The organism is Algoriphagus formosus, assembly GCF_002807035.1.
Taxonomy (GTDB): Bacteria; Bacteroidota; Bacteroidia; order Cytophagales; family Cyclobacteriaceae; genus Algoriphagus; species Algoriphagus formosus.
Genome location: NZ_NIUC01000003.1, coordinates 133,997 through 155,108, shown reverse-complemented (window position 1 = coordinate 155,108; position 21,112 = coordinate 133,997). Strand labels below are relative to the sequence as shown.

Here is a 21,112-nt window from a genome sequence, read left to right as displayed (position 1 = left end):
GCTGCCTCTTTTCCGCGAAAACATGAAGTTGATCTGGAGAAGGAGTTGGAGAAATAATTCTATCAAAATATCCTGTTTTCTCCTGAAATCTTTGAATTCTATTGGTCCAACTCCCAATACTTCTAGTGGGTAGGCCAATTGGGGAAAGTAAGATTTTAAAAAATTGCTTTTTATCTTCTTTGATCAAAATTCCTGTAGTTCTACCATTCTTTTGAAGACCTTACTAGAATTGACAAGTGATTCAAAATTCCCTTCACCCACTATATCCCCTGAATCCAAAACGAGTATTTTATCCGCTTTCTTCACCGTACTGAGTCTATGGGCTACGATGATTATGGTGTATTTTCCTCGGAGATTGTCAATATTTTCCTGGATTGAGCGCTCAGTCTCACTGTCTAATGCGGAGGTGGCTTCATCCAGAATCAAGACGTCTACATTTTTATATAGCTCTCTAGCTATGGAGATCCGTTGTTTTTGCCCACCACTCACCAGCATTCCATTGTCCCCCAATTTCGTATTTTCCTTTTCAGGAAGGGAATTAACAAAAGTATTGATATTAGCAAGGCGAATTGCTTCCTCAAATTTTGCTAAATTTTCTGGAGATCGCTCATCCCAAAATGTCACATTATTGAAGATATTATCATTAAAAATGACTGGCTCTTGAGTGATGTATCCGAATCGCTTTCGGTAGGAAGCTTTATCAAAACTACTTCGAGTTTGTCCGTTGATGAGAATTTCACCGGATACAGGTTCCAAGAGCCCGATAATTAAGTTTACCATAGTGGTTTTGCCACTTCCTGAGCCTCCCACTAAGGCGAGCGTTTTGAGTCTCTCTACTTCTAAATTGACCTGCTTTAGCACAGGAATATCCTGCTTATATTCGAAGGAAAGATTTTGAAGTTGGATTTCTTTGATTTGCTCAATTTCAGGCCTTTTTCCAGTAGACTCTTTTAGCGAACGAAACTCCTCCATCAATTCCATTGCCGCAACTATTCCTCCATAATGCGCAACAAATCCTTGCCAGCTAGTTTGAAGTGATATGACATAGTTTAAGGCTCGGTAAAAGAATAAAAGAGAGGCAAGAATAGTCGCCATCTGACCTCCCATAAGATTGACCTGCACCAAAATCACCACAGCTACAATAATAAGAACTATCGGCTCTCGAGTAGAGGAAAGAAAAGCATTGTAAACCCCAATTTTACGCTGCTGAACTTCTATGGAGTCAATAATAGCCTTCAGCTTCAGCTTATATTTGGCAAAGTAGTCTGTAGCCTTCAAATACTTGAAGTTATGAACTGCCTGGATCAGATAGGACTGAAATTCATGGTTGAATGCGGTCACACCAACCGATGCTTTCTCAGTAAATCGAAAAATCATCTTAAAAAGAAAATTGGAAAGGTATCCACCAACACTAACTAGGATCGCAAACTGAAAATTGGAAAGCATCGCTAGCGTCACGTAAACCGACAGCAGTACCATGAATTGTATGGTACTGAAATAAGTCAAAAAGCTATAAGTAACCTTGAATACTTCGCCGGAAAGAGTGTTTTGAATTTTACCTGCGTCAAGGTTTACAAAGTTTTTGTAGCTCATTCCGCCAAGTCCCTCTACCATTTCATACCGGAGCTTTTTGACAAATTCCATCTGAAGTTTTGTCTTCAAGATCCCATCGAAAAACTTCAAAATTGACTTCAGGACGAATAAACTGACCATCACGCCCAGTATAACATTGAGATTCAGCCCAAAGCCCAACTTCTCAATCCAGTCTAAAAGAAAGTCGAGATTCCCAAGGGCTTGTCTGTTTTCCTCGGTGATCCCATCTGCGGCTATGGTAAATACAGGAATAAATAGTGCTAAACCAAAGCCATCCAATAAACCTACAAATAGGCTGGAAACTATCAGAAGAATGACCTTATTTCCTAGATACTCGTAAAAAAACGAGAAATATCTGAAATACTTAGTGATGAAACTTTTCAAAAATCTAAATTAAATGCGAAATCGCTTTTTCTGTTTCTTGTCAGTATCGTAGTATCCATACCCATATCCATATGAGTATCCATACCCTCCATATGACACTTTGGTGGCATCCAAGCCATTGAAAATTGCATAGATATTCTTAACCCCTTTCTGCTCTTTCAGCCCATTTACTGCATCGATGAAGGATTTATCAGAGTAGTTTTGTCTAAATACAAACAGGGTGAAATCCACAAGTGTAAGTAGGTCGAGGGTTTCCGAAACCAAACCAACCGGTGGAGTATCCAATATGATTACATCATATTCAGCCTTCAATTCATTGATCAACTTCTCAAAATTGACTGAGAACAGAAGTTCTGATGGATTGGGAGGAATTGGTCCTGCCACGATTAAGTCAAGGTTTTCATAATTGGAATGCTTGACCACCTTGGACCACTCATCTTCTTGTCCACTTAGGTAGGTAGATAGCCCGATATCATTTTTCAAACCAAAATCATCATAGATTTTAGGCTTTCTCATATCACAGCCAATTAATATGGTCTTTTTACCCGTCAACGAATAGACTGATGCTAAATTCATTGCACAAAATGTCTTTCCTTCACCTGAAATGGTGGAAGTAATCATAAAAGTCAGTTGCTTTTCCTTAGGCACCAAAAACTTAATATTAGATCTCAAGGAACGGAAACCTTCTGCTATTCCTGATTTGCCATTTCCAAAAACCACTAGATTCTCCTTTGTCTTATTAAACAAAATGGTAGACAAAACAGGAACTTTAAGTTTCCGCTCAAGATACTTAGGTTCTTCTATTTTGGTTCGGAAAAACTCCAAAGCAAACACTACCAAAACAGGCAAAAACAAACCAGCAAAACCAGCTAGCAAGTAATTTCTGGTAGGCTTTGGTGAGATCTGAAGCATTCCTGCTCTAGCATATTCGATTATCTTGTTAGCAGGTGTATTTGAAGCTTTTGAAATCGCAGACTCTGCCCTTTTCTCAGAAAGGAAGTTGTATATATTCTCAGTCAGTGTGGCTTGACGCTGGTATTTGATCAAGTTCTGCTCCGCTTGTGGAAGACTTCTGAATGATGATTCAATAGTTTTTTTTCTATTCTCAAGATCATTGATGGTCATGAGGTTATTACTCTCCACATTAGTCAATATCTCTTGAATAGATGTATTCAAGTCGGCAAGTCTTTGATTAGCTGCCCGCACTTGCGGTGACAGTTCTGTTTGAGTGGCAAGGAGACGGGACCTTTCTACCTGTACTTCCAAAAGATTCTCGATCAATCCATTAAGATACGGATCATCGATCCCCAACCCCGATGGAACAACGATTTCGTTGTAATTCTCACGAACCAAATAATCTTTCAGGCTTTGATAGTATCGACGCTTAAGACTAGCTTCTGCTATTTGTCTTTCGATATCAGTCAACTGATCAAATACTGCAGACGACTCGGTGGAAAGGTTGAAAATCTGATTGGATGATCGATAGTCTTGCAATTGATCTTCAAAGGAACTTAAAGAATCCGCAACACCCGCTACCTGACTGTCTATAAAATCAATTGTTCTATTGGCAATTTCATTTTTCTCCTGAAGCTCAAGTTCAAGATAAGTCTCCATCAGCGCATTGAGATAGGTTTCTCCTTTAGCCCTATTCCTTACCATGAGACTCAAATCAAGAATGGAGGAACCTTTTTCTGACAATTCAACAATCAAGCCCAAAGAATAAACATTCACTAGATAGTTTTGATCTCTTAGGATGAAGATGGAATTCCCCTCATTTGAAGCTGCGGTATTATTTATCCTCACTTTAAGTTGAGGAGTTTCTACCCACTCGCCAAACTTAAAGGTCTTGGGCTCCAAATTACTAACTGCGTCATAGCTTCCGTCAGGAAGGAGTTGGGTATAACTTTCTTGCGGAAACTCTATCGTGTAATTTTCAGCATCTGTCCATGTCACCTTAATTTGTCCATTGAGCAACTGAGGAGACTTCCAATCTACCTCTACCACAATCGGAGTCTTTTTATAGATTTCTTGAAGTATAAAAGTGCCCTGCTGATAGTATTCTACCTGAAAATCAAGCTTTTCAAGAGTGGCCTTCGCAATGGGGCGAGACCTGAGAATAATCATCTCATTGGTAAGACCCATCCCCTGCTCCTGCATCATTGCTGGGTTTTCGAAAAGTGACAATCCCTTTTCATTTTCTTTAATGAAAAATTTGGAGGAAACCCTGAAGTTTGGAGGAGTAGTTTGCGTGATATAAAATGCAATTCCTAAAGAAATAAGTAAACTACCTAAAATCCAAGGCCAAATTCTCAGGATCTTGGGAAGAATCGCCTTTAAATCAAAGGTGCTTTCTTCTTCCTGTAGGAAATCATTTTCTTCCTGATCTACAGACATATTTTAATTATTTTGGATCAAAGTCAAAATGAGCGCAATCGCTGTCACTGTGGTGGTAAATAGGGTCAAAGTTTCTACCAAGGTATTCCCCGCACCGATTTCCCTTACTTTCATCGGTTCGGCATAAATCATATCATTTGGCTTCAAAAAATAATACTCGGAGCCTAAAAGCTCACGGTCAAGCAAATTGATTTTATGAATTTGAGAACCATCAGGGTATTGTCTTACAAGGAGAACTTCATCTCGCTTGGCTAGTCTACTTAAATCACCTGCGAAGGCAATTGCTTCAAAAATAGTAACCCTGTTTTGGAGAATTGTATATTTTCCTGATTGGTTAAATTCTCCCAAAGCACTAAATCGAACCCCCCCTAATCTGACGCGCACGAAATATTCATCCTCCTTGACATATTTAACTACCTTGGACTCTACAAGCTCTTTTGCTTCTCTAGTTGTCAATCCCAAAAATTTAAGCTCGCCAACAAGGGGTATTTCTACCATTCCTTGATCATCAAGCGTGTAACCATTCATGAAGAAAGCATCCCCAGCACCTTGAGAGCCTCCCATTTGAGCCATATTGTTGTTTTCAGCTATTACTACATTGAAAACTTTATTAAGCTCTGGATCGGTAGTTTTGATACTTACTTCTACAATATCATTGACCTGTAAAAGGTAGTCCTCTGTTTGATAGCCATATCGATCACTGGACTCTACAAGCGGCCCCATAGACTCCTCTAGCTCCTGCATGTAAATCACTTTTTTATTGGGAACACAAGAAAAAAGGGCGGCACCGAGTACCAACCCAAAAATTATTGGTCTAATCAATTTTTGCATAAAAAGAATTTTGAGAATTACTCTAATCAGAAATTTTGTTTCAAAATTAGTAAAATATTAGACTTTACTATTGGGAAATTTAAAGTCTCGCATCGACTAAACCCTTTCCTAAAATCCCTTTCACATCGAAAACCACTCGATTAGCAGATTTAGAAATATCCATGCCTTTAAATTCTTTATGTGCTACGGCTAAGATAATTGCAGAATAATCCTCCAGTTGCGGGGACTCGGGAAGTAAAGTCAATCCATATTCATGCGCTACTTCCTGAGAATTAGCCCATGGATCAAAGACATCCACATCCATATCAAAAGACTTTAGCTCATTGTAAATGTCAATCACGCGGGTATTTCTCACATCAGGGCAATCTTCTTTGAAAGTAAAGCCCAAAATCAAAACTTTTGAATCAATCACTTTCAGATCCTTGCGCATCATGTGTTTGATCGTTTCGGTAGCCACATGCTTACCCATACTATCATTGAGTCTTCTACCGGCTAAAATTATCTCTGGATGATAGCCTACTTCTTGGGCTTTTTGAGCAAGGTAAAAAGGGTCCACTCCAATACAATGTCCACCAACCAAGCCTGGCTTAAACTTCAAGAAATTCCACTTGGTACCGGCAGCTTCAAGCACCTCATTCGTATCGATACCTAAAAGATTGAAGATTTTTGAAAGTTCATTCACGAAAGCAATATTGATATCACGTTGTGAGTTTTCAATCACTTTTGCTGCTTCGGCGACCTTAATTGAAGAAGCCTTATGCGTACCTGCGATGATTACGGTTTTGTAAAGCTGATCGACATACTCAGCAACTTCCGGCGTGCTTCCTGACGTCACTTTTAAGATCTTTGCTACTGTATGTTCTTTATCTCCAGGGTTGATTCTTTCTGGAGAATAGCCTGCAAAAAAGTCCTCATTGTACTTTAATCCTGATATTCTTTCTAAAACAGGCACACAATCATCTTCTGTCACCCCTGGGTATACTGTAGATTCATAGATGACCACATCTCCCTTTTTGAGATATTTTGCAATATTCTCTGAAGCCTTAATCATGGGAGTCAATACCGGGCGATTGTGCCTATCTGTAGGTGTTGGAACTGTAACAATGTAAATATTACAATCTGAAAGATCCTCAGATAAAGCCGTATTAAAAAGACCCTTGGACCCTATTTTTGGGCTACTTTTCACTAACACTGACTGGAGTAATTCATCCTCCACTTCTAGCGTGAAATCGTGTCCCGCATTTAGGTCATTTATTCTCTTTTGATCTATATCAAACCCAATTACCGGGAATTTTTTGGCAAACTCCACAGCCAATGGCAGGCCAACATATCCAAGCCCTATGATGCCGATTTTTGATTCATTAAGTGGTTTAAGCATAAAAACTAATATTGTTAATAGTTAAAATCCGGTACAGCTTCGCCCTTTCAGTCCCAATTTACCTTGAAACCTAGAAGTCTATCAGTCAGAAGCCTTTTCAGCCCTCAAAATTAACTTATGCTGAGGATCGAAAAGATAAAAAGTGAGTACCAAAGTTACTCACTTCAAACTCAGGGCAAAACTAATAGAAAAGGCTTGAAAAAAAACCTCTACTTCCAATTTCAATTCCCAAACCGATAGAGAAGATTTAGATTTAAATAGAGTGCTAAATCAAGCTCATTTTGTGCAAAATCTCGGCTTCGATTTAAATTCGATTGCCACTGATAATTATAACTAGAGATAAGTTGAATTTTAGTCCCCAAAGTCAATTTTTCGAAAGATTGATCCCACAATAAACCGATACTGTAGTCAATCCATGGCTGTCTCCCAGAACTTCTACCAAATGCACGGTAGAAGAAATCCTGATGATTTGCAAGACGTTCTAAAAGGATTCCTCGCTTATTGAGTTTAGAGACTTTTGATATTTCAAAGGTCATCACATTCGATCCCACTCCGGCCCCTACTCCCAAAGCTTCCCCCCTATTCACAAAGCCTCGTGCAAGCCCGTGCGTATGCCAAGTCTGATTACCTATTAGGCCAGGATACCGAATGTACCTATTGACAGATTCCTGCTGGTGGGTGTATTCTCCTCTTATTTGAAGGAAATCATCCGCGTTATTTAAGGCTATCAATTTTTGAAAGCCTATCAAATATGCTCGGGCATGTTCGGGATTAAGAATAAACTCCCGCCAATTAAAAGCGTGATCTCTACGCCCATATTCTCCATAAATTTCAAATTTGGCAGAGGGAACCAAGTATCTAAAAGAAACTACAACTTGCTGATCCTGACCCTTACTATCATAGCTAACGGAATTACCATTTGAAAACAAGCCTTCCTTTTGAAATACTTCAAAAATAGGAAACCAATCTAAAAACTTATCTCCTTTGAGACTATTGTACTGTTGAAAGGTCCTGCTAAAACCAAAAAACAGATTTGGGAGAAATATGGGATTATAACTGATCGAAATTCCATTTAAATACCGCCAATCACCATCAAAATCTTTGAAGTATCGTTGATTCAAAAAATCAATTTGTGTAGGTGGCTGCAAACTATTTTCCAGACGTCCCACAATCAATTGACCTTCAAAATTCCCAAGAAAGGTTTTTGCTGGCCTTCTAGTCTCTAGCGTAATATGCGGAAAGCCCTCTGCGTTATCGCTAAATGTCAGTGAATTGAATTGCCCTGGTCCCCACCAAATATTTTCAGTTGAAATCCCAATAGCGAAGGCGCCAAAATTCAATTTTGCTGAAGATTGCCCCCACCATAGCCGACTATTTGGGCTAGTCCCAAATCTCTCGGGGTTATCTCCATTATTCCAATAAAAGAACCTTGATTGTAGAACTGGGGTAGAAAAATCACTCCCAAAGCCTACAAATGGCCTGTTTTGTCCAAAAACAAACTCCGGCTGCAATTGCAATTCAAAAAATCCAAGTTTTGCAAATATCCCTGTACTTAGATATGTCTGAAACCCAACATTGGGAAGCATCCCTTTATCACCCCAACCGTACGGTCTCTTGGAATTGTAGGTATTTCGAGATATTAAAGGAAGAGCTAATAAATCTATTTTCGCGTCTTCTTCGATGATTTGAAGAAATAGATCGTCCTCCAAATCCTTTTTTAATTCTGGCAACCTCAATGGACGAACCATAAAGGAATGCATACTATCTAGCTCTCCAGCCAACTGTTGCCTCCGATAATACTCTTCATAAACCGGAAGGCCAACATTGAGCTGTTGACTATATGAGTTCAAGAAAAGAATGAGCCAAGACCCAACAAAAAGGAGACCTTTTTTCAAATTTATTTCCTCAAAAAGGTATTATAAACAAACAAGGTGAACCAACGAGGCATAATACGAATAGGAAATCGAAGAAGAAATCGAACCAGTGAATTGAATGGTATCAGTCCTTCTCGGTATGCAAATAGAAAAAACCTTGCTTCATTTAAGCCATATTGTAAGCCCTGTCTACGTCCCAGCATATCTTTTCCTAGTCGAAAATCAAGCAGAGAATCTTGAAGATTATGAAATCTCTTTCCCGCCTTAATCAATCGAAACCACAAGTAATAATCCTCAAATAAGATCATTGATTGATAAGATCCTACCTCCAAAATAGCTGATTTTCTAAAGAAAACAGTAGGGTGATTAAAAGGGCATCTTTTAAATGCAAATCGAATAATATCCTCATGTTTTTCTGGAACGTTCTTCTTTCTGCTAAGGTCACCGGGTGCTTCTATAAACTCGGTAATATTTGCCCCAATCAAGTCAACATTAGGATTTGCTTTTACAAAAGCTACCTGCTTTTCAAAGCGCTCTGGATGACAGATATCATCTGTATCCATTCTTGCTACCCATTCAAACGAACAGTGCTTCAGTCCTTCATTTAAGGCATAACCTAAACTCTTGTTTTCAGGTAAGACAATGAGCTTCAACGGCAGTAAATCCTGAAAGCTATTGATCATTTCATCTAGCTCAGGAGTCAAAGGACCATCTTTGACTAAAATGATCTCATCTGCTTGAAGAGTCTGATCGACCAGACTTTGAAAAGCTAATTGCAGATTTTCGGGTTTTTCTCGAAAATAGATCGAGATAAGGACGGAAAATTTCAAAAGTTATTGTTGGGATTTTAAAGGTATGTCAAAACGGAAAGTTGAGCCAAAGTCTAGTGGATTTTTGGTTTCGGTATTACCCGATATTTGAATTCCCGATTGCGAATTCTGAACTTTTATCGGTTGGGACAGGACTGAAGGCGAAGATAGATTTACTGGACCAAAATTATCAATTGTAATCAAGAAGTCCTGACCAATACTTCCCCTTTTCTCCATTTGGGTGATATTAAGGTTTAAATTTTCATTTTTCAGTTGGAAGGCTCCTCCAATAAGTCCTGAAACAGAAAAATTATAATCAGAAATAGTAAACTCAGATTTAGCAGCTTTTCTGAAATTTACAAACCAAGCAGAGGAATCATGGACAAGCGAAAATTTAGATCCTGAATACGTAAACTGCTCAATTCCCAAAGATGGAAAATCTACTGCACCCTCATTGTATAATTGAATAAATTCCTCCTTACTAATCTCTGGGATCATCATATAAAAATAAGAGTCGCTGTACATTGTTGCATTTTCAGCATGCTTAACACTGATCGTCAAAAGCGGTATTTCATTATTTTCAGGCTTATTCCGTTGATCTAGCTGCTCCCATTTCGTATTTGTTGACTTGGCCGCCAAACTTACTTGAATATCTTTTTCCTCCACAGGAAAGATAATGTAGCCTGTGTCGTCATTCCAAACTCCAATGGGAATATCTGCCGCCATAAGCTTTTCAAAGCCCAAGCCAAGTGATAACTTTTCGCTCCCATTTAAAAACAATGCATTTTCACGAAGAGATTCTTGGGTTACAGTGGTATGGGCTTCATGTTTGTCCTCATACTTTAATCCGAACCCCCAGAAAAACACAACATCTTGGAGCAAAAGATATGACTTCACCATCTCTAATTCATAGCTTCCACTCTTTCTGCGCAAGTTGCCTGCTATAAGAGCGCCTTTCTCTGTATTCAAGACACCTGCATAGCTGGAAAAACCAGAATAGTTTTTTCCATAAGGCACTACAGGTAGTGGATAGTCGATAAGAGCAGCTGTAGTCCCAGGCACTTTTCGCCAATCCCAAGCCCCCTTCACTTCATCAAAGCCAGGCTTATAATGGATAAAACTTCCGTCAGAACTGAAAAAGTTTTGCATCCCATTTCTTTGTCCTTGATCACCGCTTTCCTGACCTGATGTTCTATCAGATACTAATCTGATGGAGGCTGTATATTTAGGCAGATCTGCTATTAGAAAATCCGAGCTGTAAAAACTGTGGAAACCAGTATTTTTCTTAAAATCCAAATCTGATAGGACTCGATCTATTGCCTTTCTTTCAGCAGAACCCTCTGAAAAAAAGCTTCTAAGCAGTTTAGCTCTGCTTTCAGGAAATTTGATCCAGGTTGACTTCACTTGGTTATGTCGCCCAAGCGCCTGTTGGACCAGTTGACTATTTTCGAGGAAAAAGGGATAAATACCTTTTTCTAAAAACCCAGCAATTAGTTTCAGTTGATCCTTTTCCAAAGCCCACTTGGAATCTTTTACATAGTAGGCATAAGCAACAAAATCGTTAAACCAATCTAGTCCATAACCAAGATTGTACATCTGACCTCCTCCATAATTATGCTGATGCAAAGCAAAATCAGGCATTAAAGCGATCGGATGGCTTTGCCCGGTATTGATATGAAATTGAATCTGATTCTTTGCAATTTTTGAGACAGCCCCCATCAAATCCTCACGATCTAAAGAAGCCGAAATAGCAGTCATGGCGTAAAGTCTATACCCTACATTCCCCATTCTCTGAACATCCTCATTCAAGTCATCACCCAAATTGAGAAAACGATCCTCCGCTTTTCCAAAATTCCAGGTGTAACGGAGATAATTAGCTGACTCTTCTTGAATTCGCTTAATCCTTGGAGCATATTTTGGATCGGCTAAATCCGCTTGCATGGTATCATAAAGTAAAATCAAAATGGTGCCCAGATACCTTGGTTGATCTAAGGCACTATCCGTCCACCGGAATTGTGGTTTATCAATCACCCACCAGGCCAAAGTCTTGTACAATCGCTCTTTAATCTCATTGAGCTCGACAGTTTCCATCCCCTCAGACTGCATTCTCAAAAAATAAAACACCTCTTGAAGTAAATCCTTTTTAATATCCGCTGAGGTAGGTCGGGGATTAGTTCTTAAAAAAGCCCCATTTGAGTCATTGATTTTCTTTTTGAAGGTTTGGTAAGACCAATTCTTATCCTCATATCTAAGGACAGATTTATAAGCTCCCATTTCAGTCAGCCTTTTTCTGACACTGGCCAAGTCTTGTGCTGAGAGAAAATTAAAAACAAACAATAGGATAAAAGTAAAACTCAGCCTTGCCTTGCCTATTGGTATTTCTTGGAATTTCATTTCAAATAATAAGTTACAAATTTCTGGACCAAGTCTGTCCCTAAATTGAACTGGGTGGTAAAATTGAGTCCTCCTGTAAAATAAAGTCTTAGAAATAGCTTCCAATCTTTGTTCCAAAGTGCCACCTTCGCTAATTCTGTTATCTCGTACTGCTTAATCTCCTGTTGGGCTTTTTGAGGAAAAGTTTCGAATAGGCTATTGAATTTTAAGTTGAAGAGATTTTGAAACTTTTTGAAGTTCTCCACCGAAGGAATATTGGCACGATCATCTATGTTCAAACGAACCAAAATCTGATCATCCACATGCAGGCTCTCCTGCACTAATAACCTTATCATCAATTCAACGTCTTGCTTCCGACGAAAAGTCTCGTCAAACCCATCTACTTTTTCCAGTAGCGATTTGGAGATCATGAGGGTTGATCCCGAAGCAAAATTAATTTTACCCAAAGCGAAAGGAATTAAATAACTATCCATCTCAGGTACTTTGGGTGAGGTCCGAACCTTTTTACCGTTTTTGAAGGAGTCAAACCTGCAAACGGTCATTTTTAAACCAGTCCTTTCCAATGATTGTACTTGAGCTTTGAGTTTTTCCGGATAAAACTCATCATCATTATCCAAGAAACAAATGAATTCTCCACTCGCGGATTTCCACCCGATATTTCTAGCAGCTGAGCCTCCCCTATTTTCCTCTTGTATGTGGTAATGAATCCTAGGATCATCTCTATATTCATTTAATAAGGTTTGGGTTTGAACTTGAGAAACACTGCCAATCCCATTGTCATCTACTACAATCAATTCCCAATCTTGAAAAGATTGACTAAGTACACTTTGGATAGACTTTTGAAGAAATTCTGGCCTTCCATAGCTAGGAATAATGACTGAAACTTTAGCCATTTTTTAGGTTTTTAAACTTCCTGACACCTAGATGAAGCTGCTTTAAGTAGGAAAAAAAAGACCTAGTCCCCCTATACTTCCCGAAATTTTTGATTGCTGAGTAGAAAAAAAAGACTTGAGATATTTTGGGGCCGTAAATTCTGTAGGAGCGCCCACCTACTAATTGTAGAGCTTGATCAGAAAACATATTTACCCGTCTTTTTCCAGAAGTCTCAAAAGGATGGCTGACAATGGCTACCGGGCAATAGATTATTCTTTTTCCTGATCTGATACAATCAGCTAAAAACGCTGTTTCTTCTCCTGAGGGAAAGTCGGCCCCTAAACCAAGTCGCTCATCAAATCGGACTTGATCCAAGACCTCCATTTTTCCAGCGATCTCTATAGATGAAATCCTATCGATTGATTTTAATGAAACCGGATGACTTTTAAGAGGATAATTCTTAAATGGATGATTCTCTTCTTTTGACTTTACTTGAAAACATAAAAGGTCAGCATCAGAGTGAGTCGCAAAAGCATTTTCTATTTGATTTTCAAATCCATCCAAGAAATCAACATCCTCATCAGCAATCAAAAAGTATCCATCAGCCTGGTATTCTTTCGCGATTTTGATACAGTTGTTTCTATTTCTAGCAAGTCCTTTCCCTTCCAACCGGGATAGCTTGACATCAGACCTATTCGCTAGGCCTGAGGGGACTGAGAGTGAAGCAATGTTTTCGCCTTGCCAAGAAATAAAATAATTCACTGTATCCTTTGGCTCGGGTATACTACTTGCTAGTCCATTTATACCCGATTGAAAAGCACAAATTAAGACATTAATCATAACTATAACCTGGCTATGATTGCAGAGGCCCAAAAGTACCCAACCTCCCAAGGATCCGCCAAACTAAGCCCAACTATAAAGAAAGGAATGAATAAATATAAAACCTTGGAGCCGGATTGAATTCCTATAAAATACCAATATGCAAAGTAAATAAGGGTGCCTATCAGTCCTAACTCACCTAGTAAAATAGCCAAATGAATATGAGCATAACCTCCTGACATATAAGAATATAAATACCCTCCAACTTCATACCCAAGTCCAAAGAGCGCAGTAGGCAAATCCTGCTCAAAGAATCCAGATAGCCCCTCTAGGATTTGGATTTTGGTTATGAAACTACCATCTGTAAACGCAACATTATCTTGAATAATAAAAAGTGTAACGATGGAGGCCATCACGCAGATGATGGCAAAAACCCATTTTGGAACGAAAGACCTTGAGTTCCAAAAATTAAATGCTAGCCAGAGTCCTGTAACAAAAATTGCTGCCCTACTCAGGGTGAAGAAAATCAGTAGTAAAAATATTGCAGAAACAATATTTCTTCTCAAGTCGGATCTATAATCAACGAACAGGTGCAAGGCAAAAAAGATGAGTAAGAAAGCTCCAACATAATTAGAGTCAAAAAACATGACGCTAGACATCTTAAAAAAATAAAAGGTATCCAAAGAGAGTCCTTGTTGGGCCCCGGTGTAGATTTCTATCAGATAATCTGTGCTTTCAGAATTCAGATCTAAGGTGGGCATCAAATATCTAAGTGAAGTCTCAAGAGAGACAACTGTCAATGCCAGTCCAATGATAAACTTCACCAAGGTTTGGATCTGATCTTTGGATAGGTCTGTAGACAGATAGTTGGTCAAAAAATATCCTGCTAGGATATAAACAAAGTGAAATTGGTTTCTCAAAAATGGTCCCAAACTTTCCATGGAATCAACCCAATACAAATGGGCCAAACTGAAATAAAGCAGGAAAATGCTAAGAAAGAAAAGCGTGGCTTTGGATACTCGAGAGGGTCGGAAAGGTTCGAAAAATTGTGCAAAAAACCAGAAAAGTGTGAGAAGCATCAGTACCCTAAAGGGTACAAATCGATTAGCTCCTCCAAATAAAAAATCAAATCTTAGAACAATAGAAGATGAAAGAATATAGAGACTTGCTAGTTTGAGATTCTCTACAGACTTGGCAGAAAGCCTTATCACTTTTGCTTAGGAATTTTGATCAATACAAATAAAGCTGCTGTCAATACACCCAAGGAGCCCATCAAGAAGAGTACGAGCATAGTCTGAGGCTTGCTTTTGATAGCAGGGATGGACACAGGCTCTATTTCTGCAAAAATTGGGGTTTCTTCATTAAGCTTTATTTTCGCTTGCTCAAGCTGGCTATTTACAGTGAAATATAAAGACTTGGACAGCTCATATTGAGATGATAAATTCTCCAATTGATTTTGTAAATAAGGACTTCTTATATCGAGATTTTTCTCCTTGAAGCTAGCCAACCGCGACTGATCTTCTAAAAATTTTTGTTCAAGTTCCTTATTCCTAGCTGTCAGAAAATCAACCTGTTGAATTTGTTTATCCTGACGATATTTGGTCACATAAGAAACAAGATAATTCTTCGTGAATTCGGTCAGATAGGCAGACAATACGGGATTAGTGGTTTGAACACTCACCCGAATGATACCCGTACTTTTATCGACTGTAACTGATACAATTTCTTTTATCGCATTCAGGTATTTGAAATCACCGACTGTAGGCCTGTAAAATCCATTTTCCTTTTTGACTTTATCAAAAATTGTCGAAGGAGGATTTTCTTCCTCATTTCCGATATTTCTTACAGCTGAAATTATTTCACCTGGTAACCCAATGGTATATTTCTTCAGAACGGACCATGGATTAGTTGGAGCATAATTCTGACCATAAGACATTAAATTCACACTATCCTTGAAATCCGGATGATAAAAAGTATAGTCTACAAATTCACGAACAAATGGTGTGCTTTGAACGATACTTGGATATAGTGAAGGCCTGATAGCATCCGACCCCGAAGCACCCAGTGAAAATGATCCCAATCCAGGAATTGAAGAAGCAATTTGCCCCAAACCTCCCAGACTCGAAGAGCTTTTTGACTCAGGAAGTAAAAGCGTTTCAGCCCGATAAGACTTTGGGGTAAATATGATATAAATAACGCCAAGCACTGCGAAAGCAATAATTATCGCAAGTGCCTGAAGTTTATTCCGTTCTAAGTGTTTTAAAAACAGATTAAAATCCATAAGATCAAGTTGGTTTTACTAGACCTTTCATCTTCAAATACATGATGCTCAGGTAATTCTTCACTTTGAAAATAAAAAGAAGTCTTCGAGTACTGCTTTTTGGAAGTTTTTTGGAAAGATTGGAATAATATTCCTGAATAAGGTACCTGTTTTTTATAATATTCTTAATACTTCGGTTTTCACCTTGATATACCCCATTAGGATGAATACGGTAAGTAGCCCATAGCCCCTTCATGAAACGTATTTTCCCTTTCAACTTTAAGAATATAATTAAAGTCAAATCACCTGAAGGGAATATCAACAAGTCTTTTGGGTAAAAAGGCGGAGTATTTCGCATCACAATGGAACAAGAAGGATAAACTCCACCCGATTCATGAAAAATTTTGAAAAGATCAAGATCAAAATCCTCTTTAACTTTTTCAAATTTTGATTCGACTCTAGAATTCAATGACTCATTAAAAAAATGAGCGCCATGAACACAAGCTACATAGTCAGGATTATTCTCCAAGAAATCCACCTGCTTCTGTAATTTGTATGGGTCTGTCCAAAAATCATCCCCTTCACACATGGCAATATACTTTCCTTGTGCCCTTGGAAAATTGTAAGTGGCGGAAACTGCACGGAGACCTTTAGACCATTGATTTTCCTTCTGGATTATCGGCTTGATAATTTCAGGATACCGAGATTGATAACTTTGTATTATTGAAGTAGTCCCATCTGTGGAGGCATCATCGTGGATAAGAACTTCGTACAAAAAGTCTGTTTTCTGGGCTAAAAATCCCTCTATAGCCTGCTCAATAAAATTTGCATGATTATAAGTAAGGCAACATATACTCAAAAGTACCTCAGAGGAGCCACTTGGATTCACTTTCATTAGTTGGCTATTAGTTTTTATTCATTTTGATAAACTTTCTATAAATTTCCTCCAATGGACTGATTAACTTTCTTTTTGTCTGTTTAAAATCAAGTTTCTGCAAATCAACTCCTTTGTATCTTCCACTTTGATGAGTGAGTGCATGGAAATACTTATGTTTTATTCCATGAGTTTTCATATAAAACCCATATTCAAGACATCTTTCATTTGGTTTGGCGGGCAAATTTTCAGCATCCAGCAACTCAAACAATTCTTCCTTTGTAGCAGGCTGATAAACAACATCTAACCTTGAATACAAAGAATGGCTTAGCGAAATGGTAGGAGTGCCACAGTAAGCCGCTTCTACACCCACCGTGGATAGATAGCATATCACCAAATCGGCTTGCTCTATGAGTGCATACGTATCAATAGGAGAATCTGGCTTGATAACATTTATCTGCTCCGACTCAAGATTATACCATAATTCTTTCTCTTGTCTACTTTGATTAATCAGATTTGGATGAAGCCGCAGGTATAATTTAGTATTGGGTCTGTTGGAAAGATGACGTGCTATTTCAACCAATGAATCCTCCTGTGAATCAAAAAGAACATGTGGGTTTACCTCATCTCCCACGGCCGCATATTCTGAAATACTAGAATTGAAATAAACCACATTGAAGTTATCCTTATTCCAAGAACTTGGCAACATGCCTACCTTTTGGTCTTTGGCAAATACCGTAAACGAATCATTTTTCCTTACTTTTCTTTCTTCAAAAAAATCGCGGCCAATTTTTTGTTTTGTACTTAAAGGAAGAACTGACTTTTCCCAGTTTTCCTCCAATTCATCTTTCCTCATTTCCCAATCATGTCTATAGGTTGGGCCAAGAGAATAATGGAATTTGTCACATGCCCGGTCATGAACCAAAAATTGTTGTTTCTCCCTTTGACAAATACGAAGGATTGGACGATAAGTAGCTACTCTCCCATTTCTGAAAAGCACCAGATCCGGAGCAACCTTATCCATCCATTTTTTAAAGGATGTAGCAACAATCTTAGAGGAATGAATGATTCGATTGATTACCTCTTTATGTAATAAGGTATCCGGATAAAGATCATTGGTGACCGATATATGCGAAGAGGCAGCTGCTAACCCAACATCAATCCCCTGCCATACATATGCTTTTAGCTCCTCCAGATTCTTGAATGTCAATTCCTCATTTAACGATTCTATTTCTTCAGGAGAAAGCATGGAATCAGTCTCTACTTGGATTTGAGAATTTATTAATTTTCGGGCTAAATTAATTTTATGTTGAACACTTTTACGATACAAAATATTGGAAATCCCCTTGCTGATTCCATTGTACCATTCTACATAAGGGAGTATTCCTCCTATATGAACATAATAAACTTCATGACCGTTTTCTGCATACTCTTCCGCCAACTCCAGACTTGTTTCCAACTGAGGAGCTTCATGCCAACTTTCAAAAATTAAGACTTTCATTTTTGCTGATTTGAATTAAAAAATGAAACCAGAGACCTTACTGTAGATTCAAGGTTATATTCAGGAGATATGCCCAATTTACGTTCAATTCGTGAAGAGTCCATTCCAAATTTCAAATCAGTTTCTGAGGGTTTCAACTCCAATTCAACAACTGTCTGATTAGACATATCTTCAACTACACGTTTAACCATTTTAGCGATGTCCATTATATTGTAAATGCCATTTGCACCCAAATTGTAAACTGCTTCCGATGAAGGATTTATTTGCTCAGTGAAGCAGACAATATATCTGACGGCATCACGCACGTCCATAATTTCCAGCTCTTGCTTTCCTCCAACAATTACAAGATTTTCGCCTTTCACCGCCTTTAAAACCAACTTTGAGAGAAAATCGACCGGAACTAATCCCTTTTTCCCACCCGATATCGCGGCTAATCTTAAAGAGGTGGTCGTAATATGCGGGTACAACTTAGAAATTGATTTTAACATTAATTCAGATGCATATTTAGCCTGCGAATAGGGCATAGTGGGGGCTACAGGGTCAGATTCCTTCCATAATGGTGTAAGAGTCTGACCATAAACACTCTGAGAGGATAAATTAATGATATACGGAATCTGATGTCGTGCAAAGCAAGTAAATAGGTTGGATGTAAAATCCAAGCTTTCTGCTATTTCAGTGTCAGTACAGTGAGGTCTTGCAAATGCCGAATGGATTACAATGTCTATCTTTCCTACCGAGAATTCGCCATTAAAGAGAGACGAATAATCATAAAACTCAATTCCAGACTTTCTAAATAACTTCTCTAGCTTTTCGGCATTTCTTCCCATAGCAATTACCCGTACGTCTTGGTTGGAATGTAATTCTTCTACCAAGCTTCTTCCCAAATATCCAGAGGCTCCCGTAACTAGTACCGTCTTAGTCAATGGAAATATACGTGGATTGACTTGTTGGGCGAGTGACTTAGCAAGATCATTTCTATCAAACGAGAGTATTTTATCAGAAGTCTGTCGTATCCCAAAACGGTTATTGTTGATTTTAAGATAAACATTCGAATGTATATTAAGCCAGCTTTTTATACAAGCTTCGACCTCATTAAAGCCCATTAAAGCTCGTAAACCCGTGATTCCGGTAAAACGAGGATTCATTTCAAAAACTTTAAGGCCTCTTTTTGTCATTCTTCCCTGAATATTCAGAGGACCTACCAAACCGCGATTAAGAAACTCGGGAAGCAACCGGTCCACCGTCTCCCAAATCAAAGGGTCTTCATAAGGCAAAATTTCAATTGGGATTCCGTTACTTAGCTTATTATAAGTAGCCATCTTTCCAAGTAGCTCCCCATCTTTACCAATGACCAATTGAATAGAAATTTCTGCAACTTGAGGGTTTCTATTTTTTGAAATTTCAGAAATGAAGAAATTATAGTTTGGATCTCTTTCTACCGGAACAGCCAACTCCTGAAGGATATGATTTTCGGTAACTAGATGAAAATCTGCTTCGCTTTGGATTATTTCTACCCCTTTCGAGGCGAAGCCACTTCTAGGCTTAGCAATCAATGGAAAGCTCACTTCCCCTTTAGCTATGGCATCTAGTACTGTTTCTTTCTGAAAACACTTTACAAAAACGTCTGCGATTGGGTTTAACTCCAAACTCATCCGTTCTTTATCCCTGCATAAGGCAATCATGTCTTCAGAGGCAGCGAGAATTTCGATACCCCACTTCTCAAATTTAGTTTTATTTTGAGAGTAAATATGAGCCTCATCATCTCTCCCAGGGATGAGAAAATCAATCTTATGCTCAATACATTTTTTTATCAGTTCATCGACAAAATCTGCAGCATAAATCGTAGGGGTATAATCCATTGCATCGCATGCATAGGCACCGTAGGCAAATGGGTTTGTCCCCAAGCCTACTGTTTTGAGTGGAAGATTAGAAAGTCTACATGAATTGATTACTGACTCCCCTACGCCACTTCCTATACAGCTTATTCCAATAGTATATTGCTTGCTATTGCTATTAATCATTTAATTTTCGTGTGCTCTTAAAATTATTCTGCAAATCAAATCAACCTCCTCAATAGCCAAGTCAAAATACAGGGGAAGGCAAAGAACCCTTTTGGCTGTTTCTTCTGTAATAGGCATTTCAGAATTTTCTAAATATGGTAAAATACTGGATAGGGAGGGATAGAAATACCTTCTCGTAAATATTTCGCGCAGTTTCAATTGATTGGCGCATTTGAGCATGGTCTCCTCCGAATCGAAAACGACAGGAAAATAGGATGCATTATTGGAAGCATTTTCATGCCATTTGGGATATTTAATTTTCAGACCCTTCAATTTTTGACGATAACGATCCGAAAGCATAGTACGCTGCTCAAGGATTGAGTCGAAGAAGTCTAAATTTGCCAAACCCATTGCAGCATGAAATTCCGAGTTCTTTCCATTGATTCCCAATTCGGAAAAATTAGATGGTCCATCAAAACCAAAATTTCTCATTCGCTCCATTTTTTTTACCAGCTTGGGATCTTTGGTAAAAATCAATCCTCCTTCAATAGAATGGTAAAGTTTTGTTGCATGAAGGCTACAAACCGAAATATCCCCGTAATCAAATATTGACTTACCATTGATCTTCACACCAAATGCATGAGCCCCATCATAAATTACTTTCAAGTTATGTCGTTGAGCAATTTTTTCAATTCTCTCCACATCACAAGGGTTACCATAGACATGAGTGGCTAGAATCGCAGTGGTATTTTCATTGATGGCTGCCTCGATCTTATCTGGATCAATATTCAATGAATCCGGATCAATATCTACGAAAACCGGCTTACAGCCTTCCCAAACAATACTACTGGTGGTTGCTACAAATGAAAAAGGTGTGGTAATAATCTCCCCCTTTAATCCTAAAGCTTTGATAGCAATCTGAAGGGCAATGGTTCCGTTGGTAACGAATAATGCATATTTTAAATTTTCTCGCTCTCTAATTCGAATCTCTAATTCGCTGGCCAAAGGCCCCATATTTGTAAGCCATTGCCTTTTCCAAATACCTTTCAGATAGGAGTCATAGACTTCCTGAGGAGGCAAAAATGGTTTTGTTACTGGTATCATAAGATTCTGATATCTACCAAAATT

The 21,112-nt window shown here is 38.5% G+C and carries 15 protein-coding genes; all 15 read right to left on the bottom strand.

From position 1 onward, the window contains the following. Positions 1 to 183: 183 nt before the first annotated feature. The gene (locus tag CDH51_RS16100; RefSeq protein WP_100629578.1) at positions 184 to 1,977 is read right to left on the bottom strand and encodes an ABC transporter ATP-binding protein; all 1,794 of its coding nucleotides are present in this window, start codon (positions 1,975 to 1,977) and stop codon (positions 184 to 186) included. Between the two features lie 9 nt (positions 1,978 to 1,986). Continuing rightward, the gene (locus CDH51_RS16095; RefSeq protein WP_100629577.1) at positions 1,987 to 4,371 is read right to left on the bottom strand and encodes a GumC family protein; all 2,385 of its coding nucleotides are present in this window, start codon (positions 4,369 to 4,371) and stop codon (positions 1,987 to 1,989) included. A gap of 3 nt (positions 4,372 to 4,374) precedes the next feature. Continuing rightward, complete coding sequence (locus CDH51_RS16090; RefSeq protein ID WP_232724841.1) at positions 4,375 to 5,202, bottom strand: polysaccharide biosynthesis/export family protein; 828 nt, start codon at positions 5,200 to 5,202, stop codon at positions 4,375 to 4,377. Positions 5,203 to 5,281: 79 nt separating this feature from the next. Next, positions 5,282 to 6,580, bottom strand: coding sequence for a nucleotide sugar dehydrogenase (locus tag CDH51_RS16085; protein WP_100629576.1), 1,299 nt, complete (start codon positions 6,578 to 6,580; stop codon positions 5,282 to 5,284). Between the two features lie 221 nt (positions 6,581 to 6,801). Next, complete coding sequence (locus CDH51_RS16080) at positions 6,802 to 8,475, bottom strand: capsule assembly Wzi family protein (protein ID WP_100629575.1); 1,674 nt, start codon at positions 8,473 to 8,475, stop codon at positions 6,802 to 6,804. A 2-nt stretch (positions 8,476 to 8,477) separates the two neighbouring features. After that, the gene (locus CDH51_RS16075; protein ID WP_100629574.1) at positions 8,478 to 9,284 is read right to left on the bottom strand and encodes a glycosyltransferase family 2 protein; all 807 of its coding nucleotides are present in this window, start codon (positions 9,282 to 9,284) and stop codon (positions 8,478 to 8,480) included. A 3-nt stretch (positions 9,285 to 9,287) separates the two neighbouring features. Further along, positions 9,288 to 11,657, bottom strand: coding sequence for a polysaccharide lyase family 8 super-sandwich domain-containing protein (locus tag CDH51_RS16070; RefSeq protein ID WP_100629573.1), 2,370 nt, complete (start codon positions 11,655 to 11,657; stop codon positions 9,288 to 9,290). Then, positions 11,654 to 12,550: a glycosyltransferase family 2 protein gene (locus tag CDH51_RS16065; RefSeq protein WP_100629572.1), complete on the bottom strand. Its 897-nt coding sequence runs from the start codon at positions 12,548 to 12,550 to the stop codon at positions 11,654 to 11,656. Before CDH51_RS16065 ends, CDH51_RS16070 begins: the two co-directional genes overlap by 4 nt. Continuing rightward, positions 12,543 to 13,370 carry a glycosyltransferase family 2 protein gene (locus tag CDH51_RS16060; protein ID WP_100629571.1) on the bottom strand — a complete coding sequence of 276 codons (828 nt, stop codon included), beginning with the start codon at positions 13,368 to 13,370 and terminating at the stop codon, positions 12,543 to 12,545. The genes CDH51_RS16065 and CDH51_RS16060 overlap by 8 nt, the downstream gene beginning before the upstream one ends. A gap of 2 nt (positions 13,371 to 13,372) precedes the next feature. Continuing rightward, positions 13,373 to 14,560, bottom strand: a complete 1,188-nt coding sequence (locus CDH51_RS16055) for a hypothetical protein (RefSeq protein ID WP_100629570.1) — start codon at positions 14,558 to 14,560, stop codon at positions 13,373 to 13,375. Next, positions 14,557 to 15,630: a Wzz/FepE/Etk N-terminal domain-containing protein gene (locus CDH51_RS16050; RefSeq protein WP_100629569.1), complete on the bottom strand. Its 1,074-nt coding sequence runs from the start codon at positions 15,628 to 15,630 to the stop codon at positions 14,557 to 14,559. Before CDH51_RS16050 ends, CDH51_RS16055 begins: the two co-directional genes overlap by 4 nt. 4 nt (positions 15,631 to 15,634) lie before the next feature. After that, the gene (locus CDH51_RS16045) at positions 15,635 to 16,504 is read right to left on the bottom strand and encodes a glycosyltransferase (protein WP_100629568.1); all 870 of its coding nucleotides are present in this window, start codon (positions 16,502 to 16,504) and stop codon (positions 15,635 to 15,637) included. A gap of 10 nt (positions 16,505 to 16,514) precedes the next feature. Beyond that, positions 16,515 to 17,984: a DUF354 domain-containing protein gene (locus tag CDH51_RS16040; protein ID WP_100629567.1), complete on the bottom strand. Its 1,470-nt coding sequence runs from the start codon at positions 17,982 to 17,984 to the stop codon at positions 16,515 to 16,517. After that, positions 17,981 to 20,005, bottom strand: a complete 2,025-nt coding sequence (locus tag CDH51_RS16035; RefSeq protein ID WP_100629566.1) for an NAD-dependent epimerase/dehydratase family protein — start codon at positions 20,003 to 20,005, stop codon at positions 17,981 to 17,983. The genes CDH51_RS16040 and CDH51_RS16035 overlap by 4 nt, the downstream gene beginning before the upstream one ends. Further along, entirely contained in the window at positions 20,006 to 21,088 is a 1,083-nt protein-coding gene (locus tag CDH51_RS16030) for a DegT/DnrJ/EryC1/StrS family aminotransferase (protein WP_100629565.1), read from the bottom strand. It abuts the gene before it with no gap. Between the last annotated feature and the right edge of the window lie 24 nt (positions 21,089 to 21,112).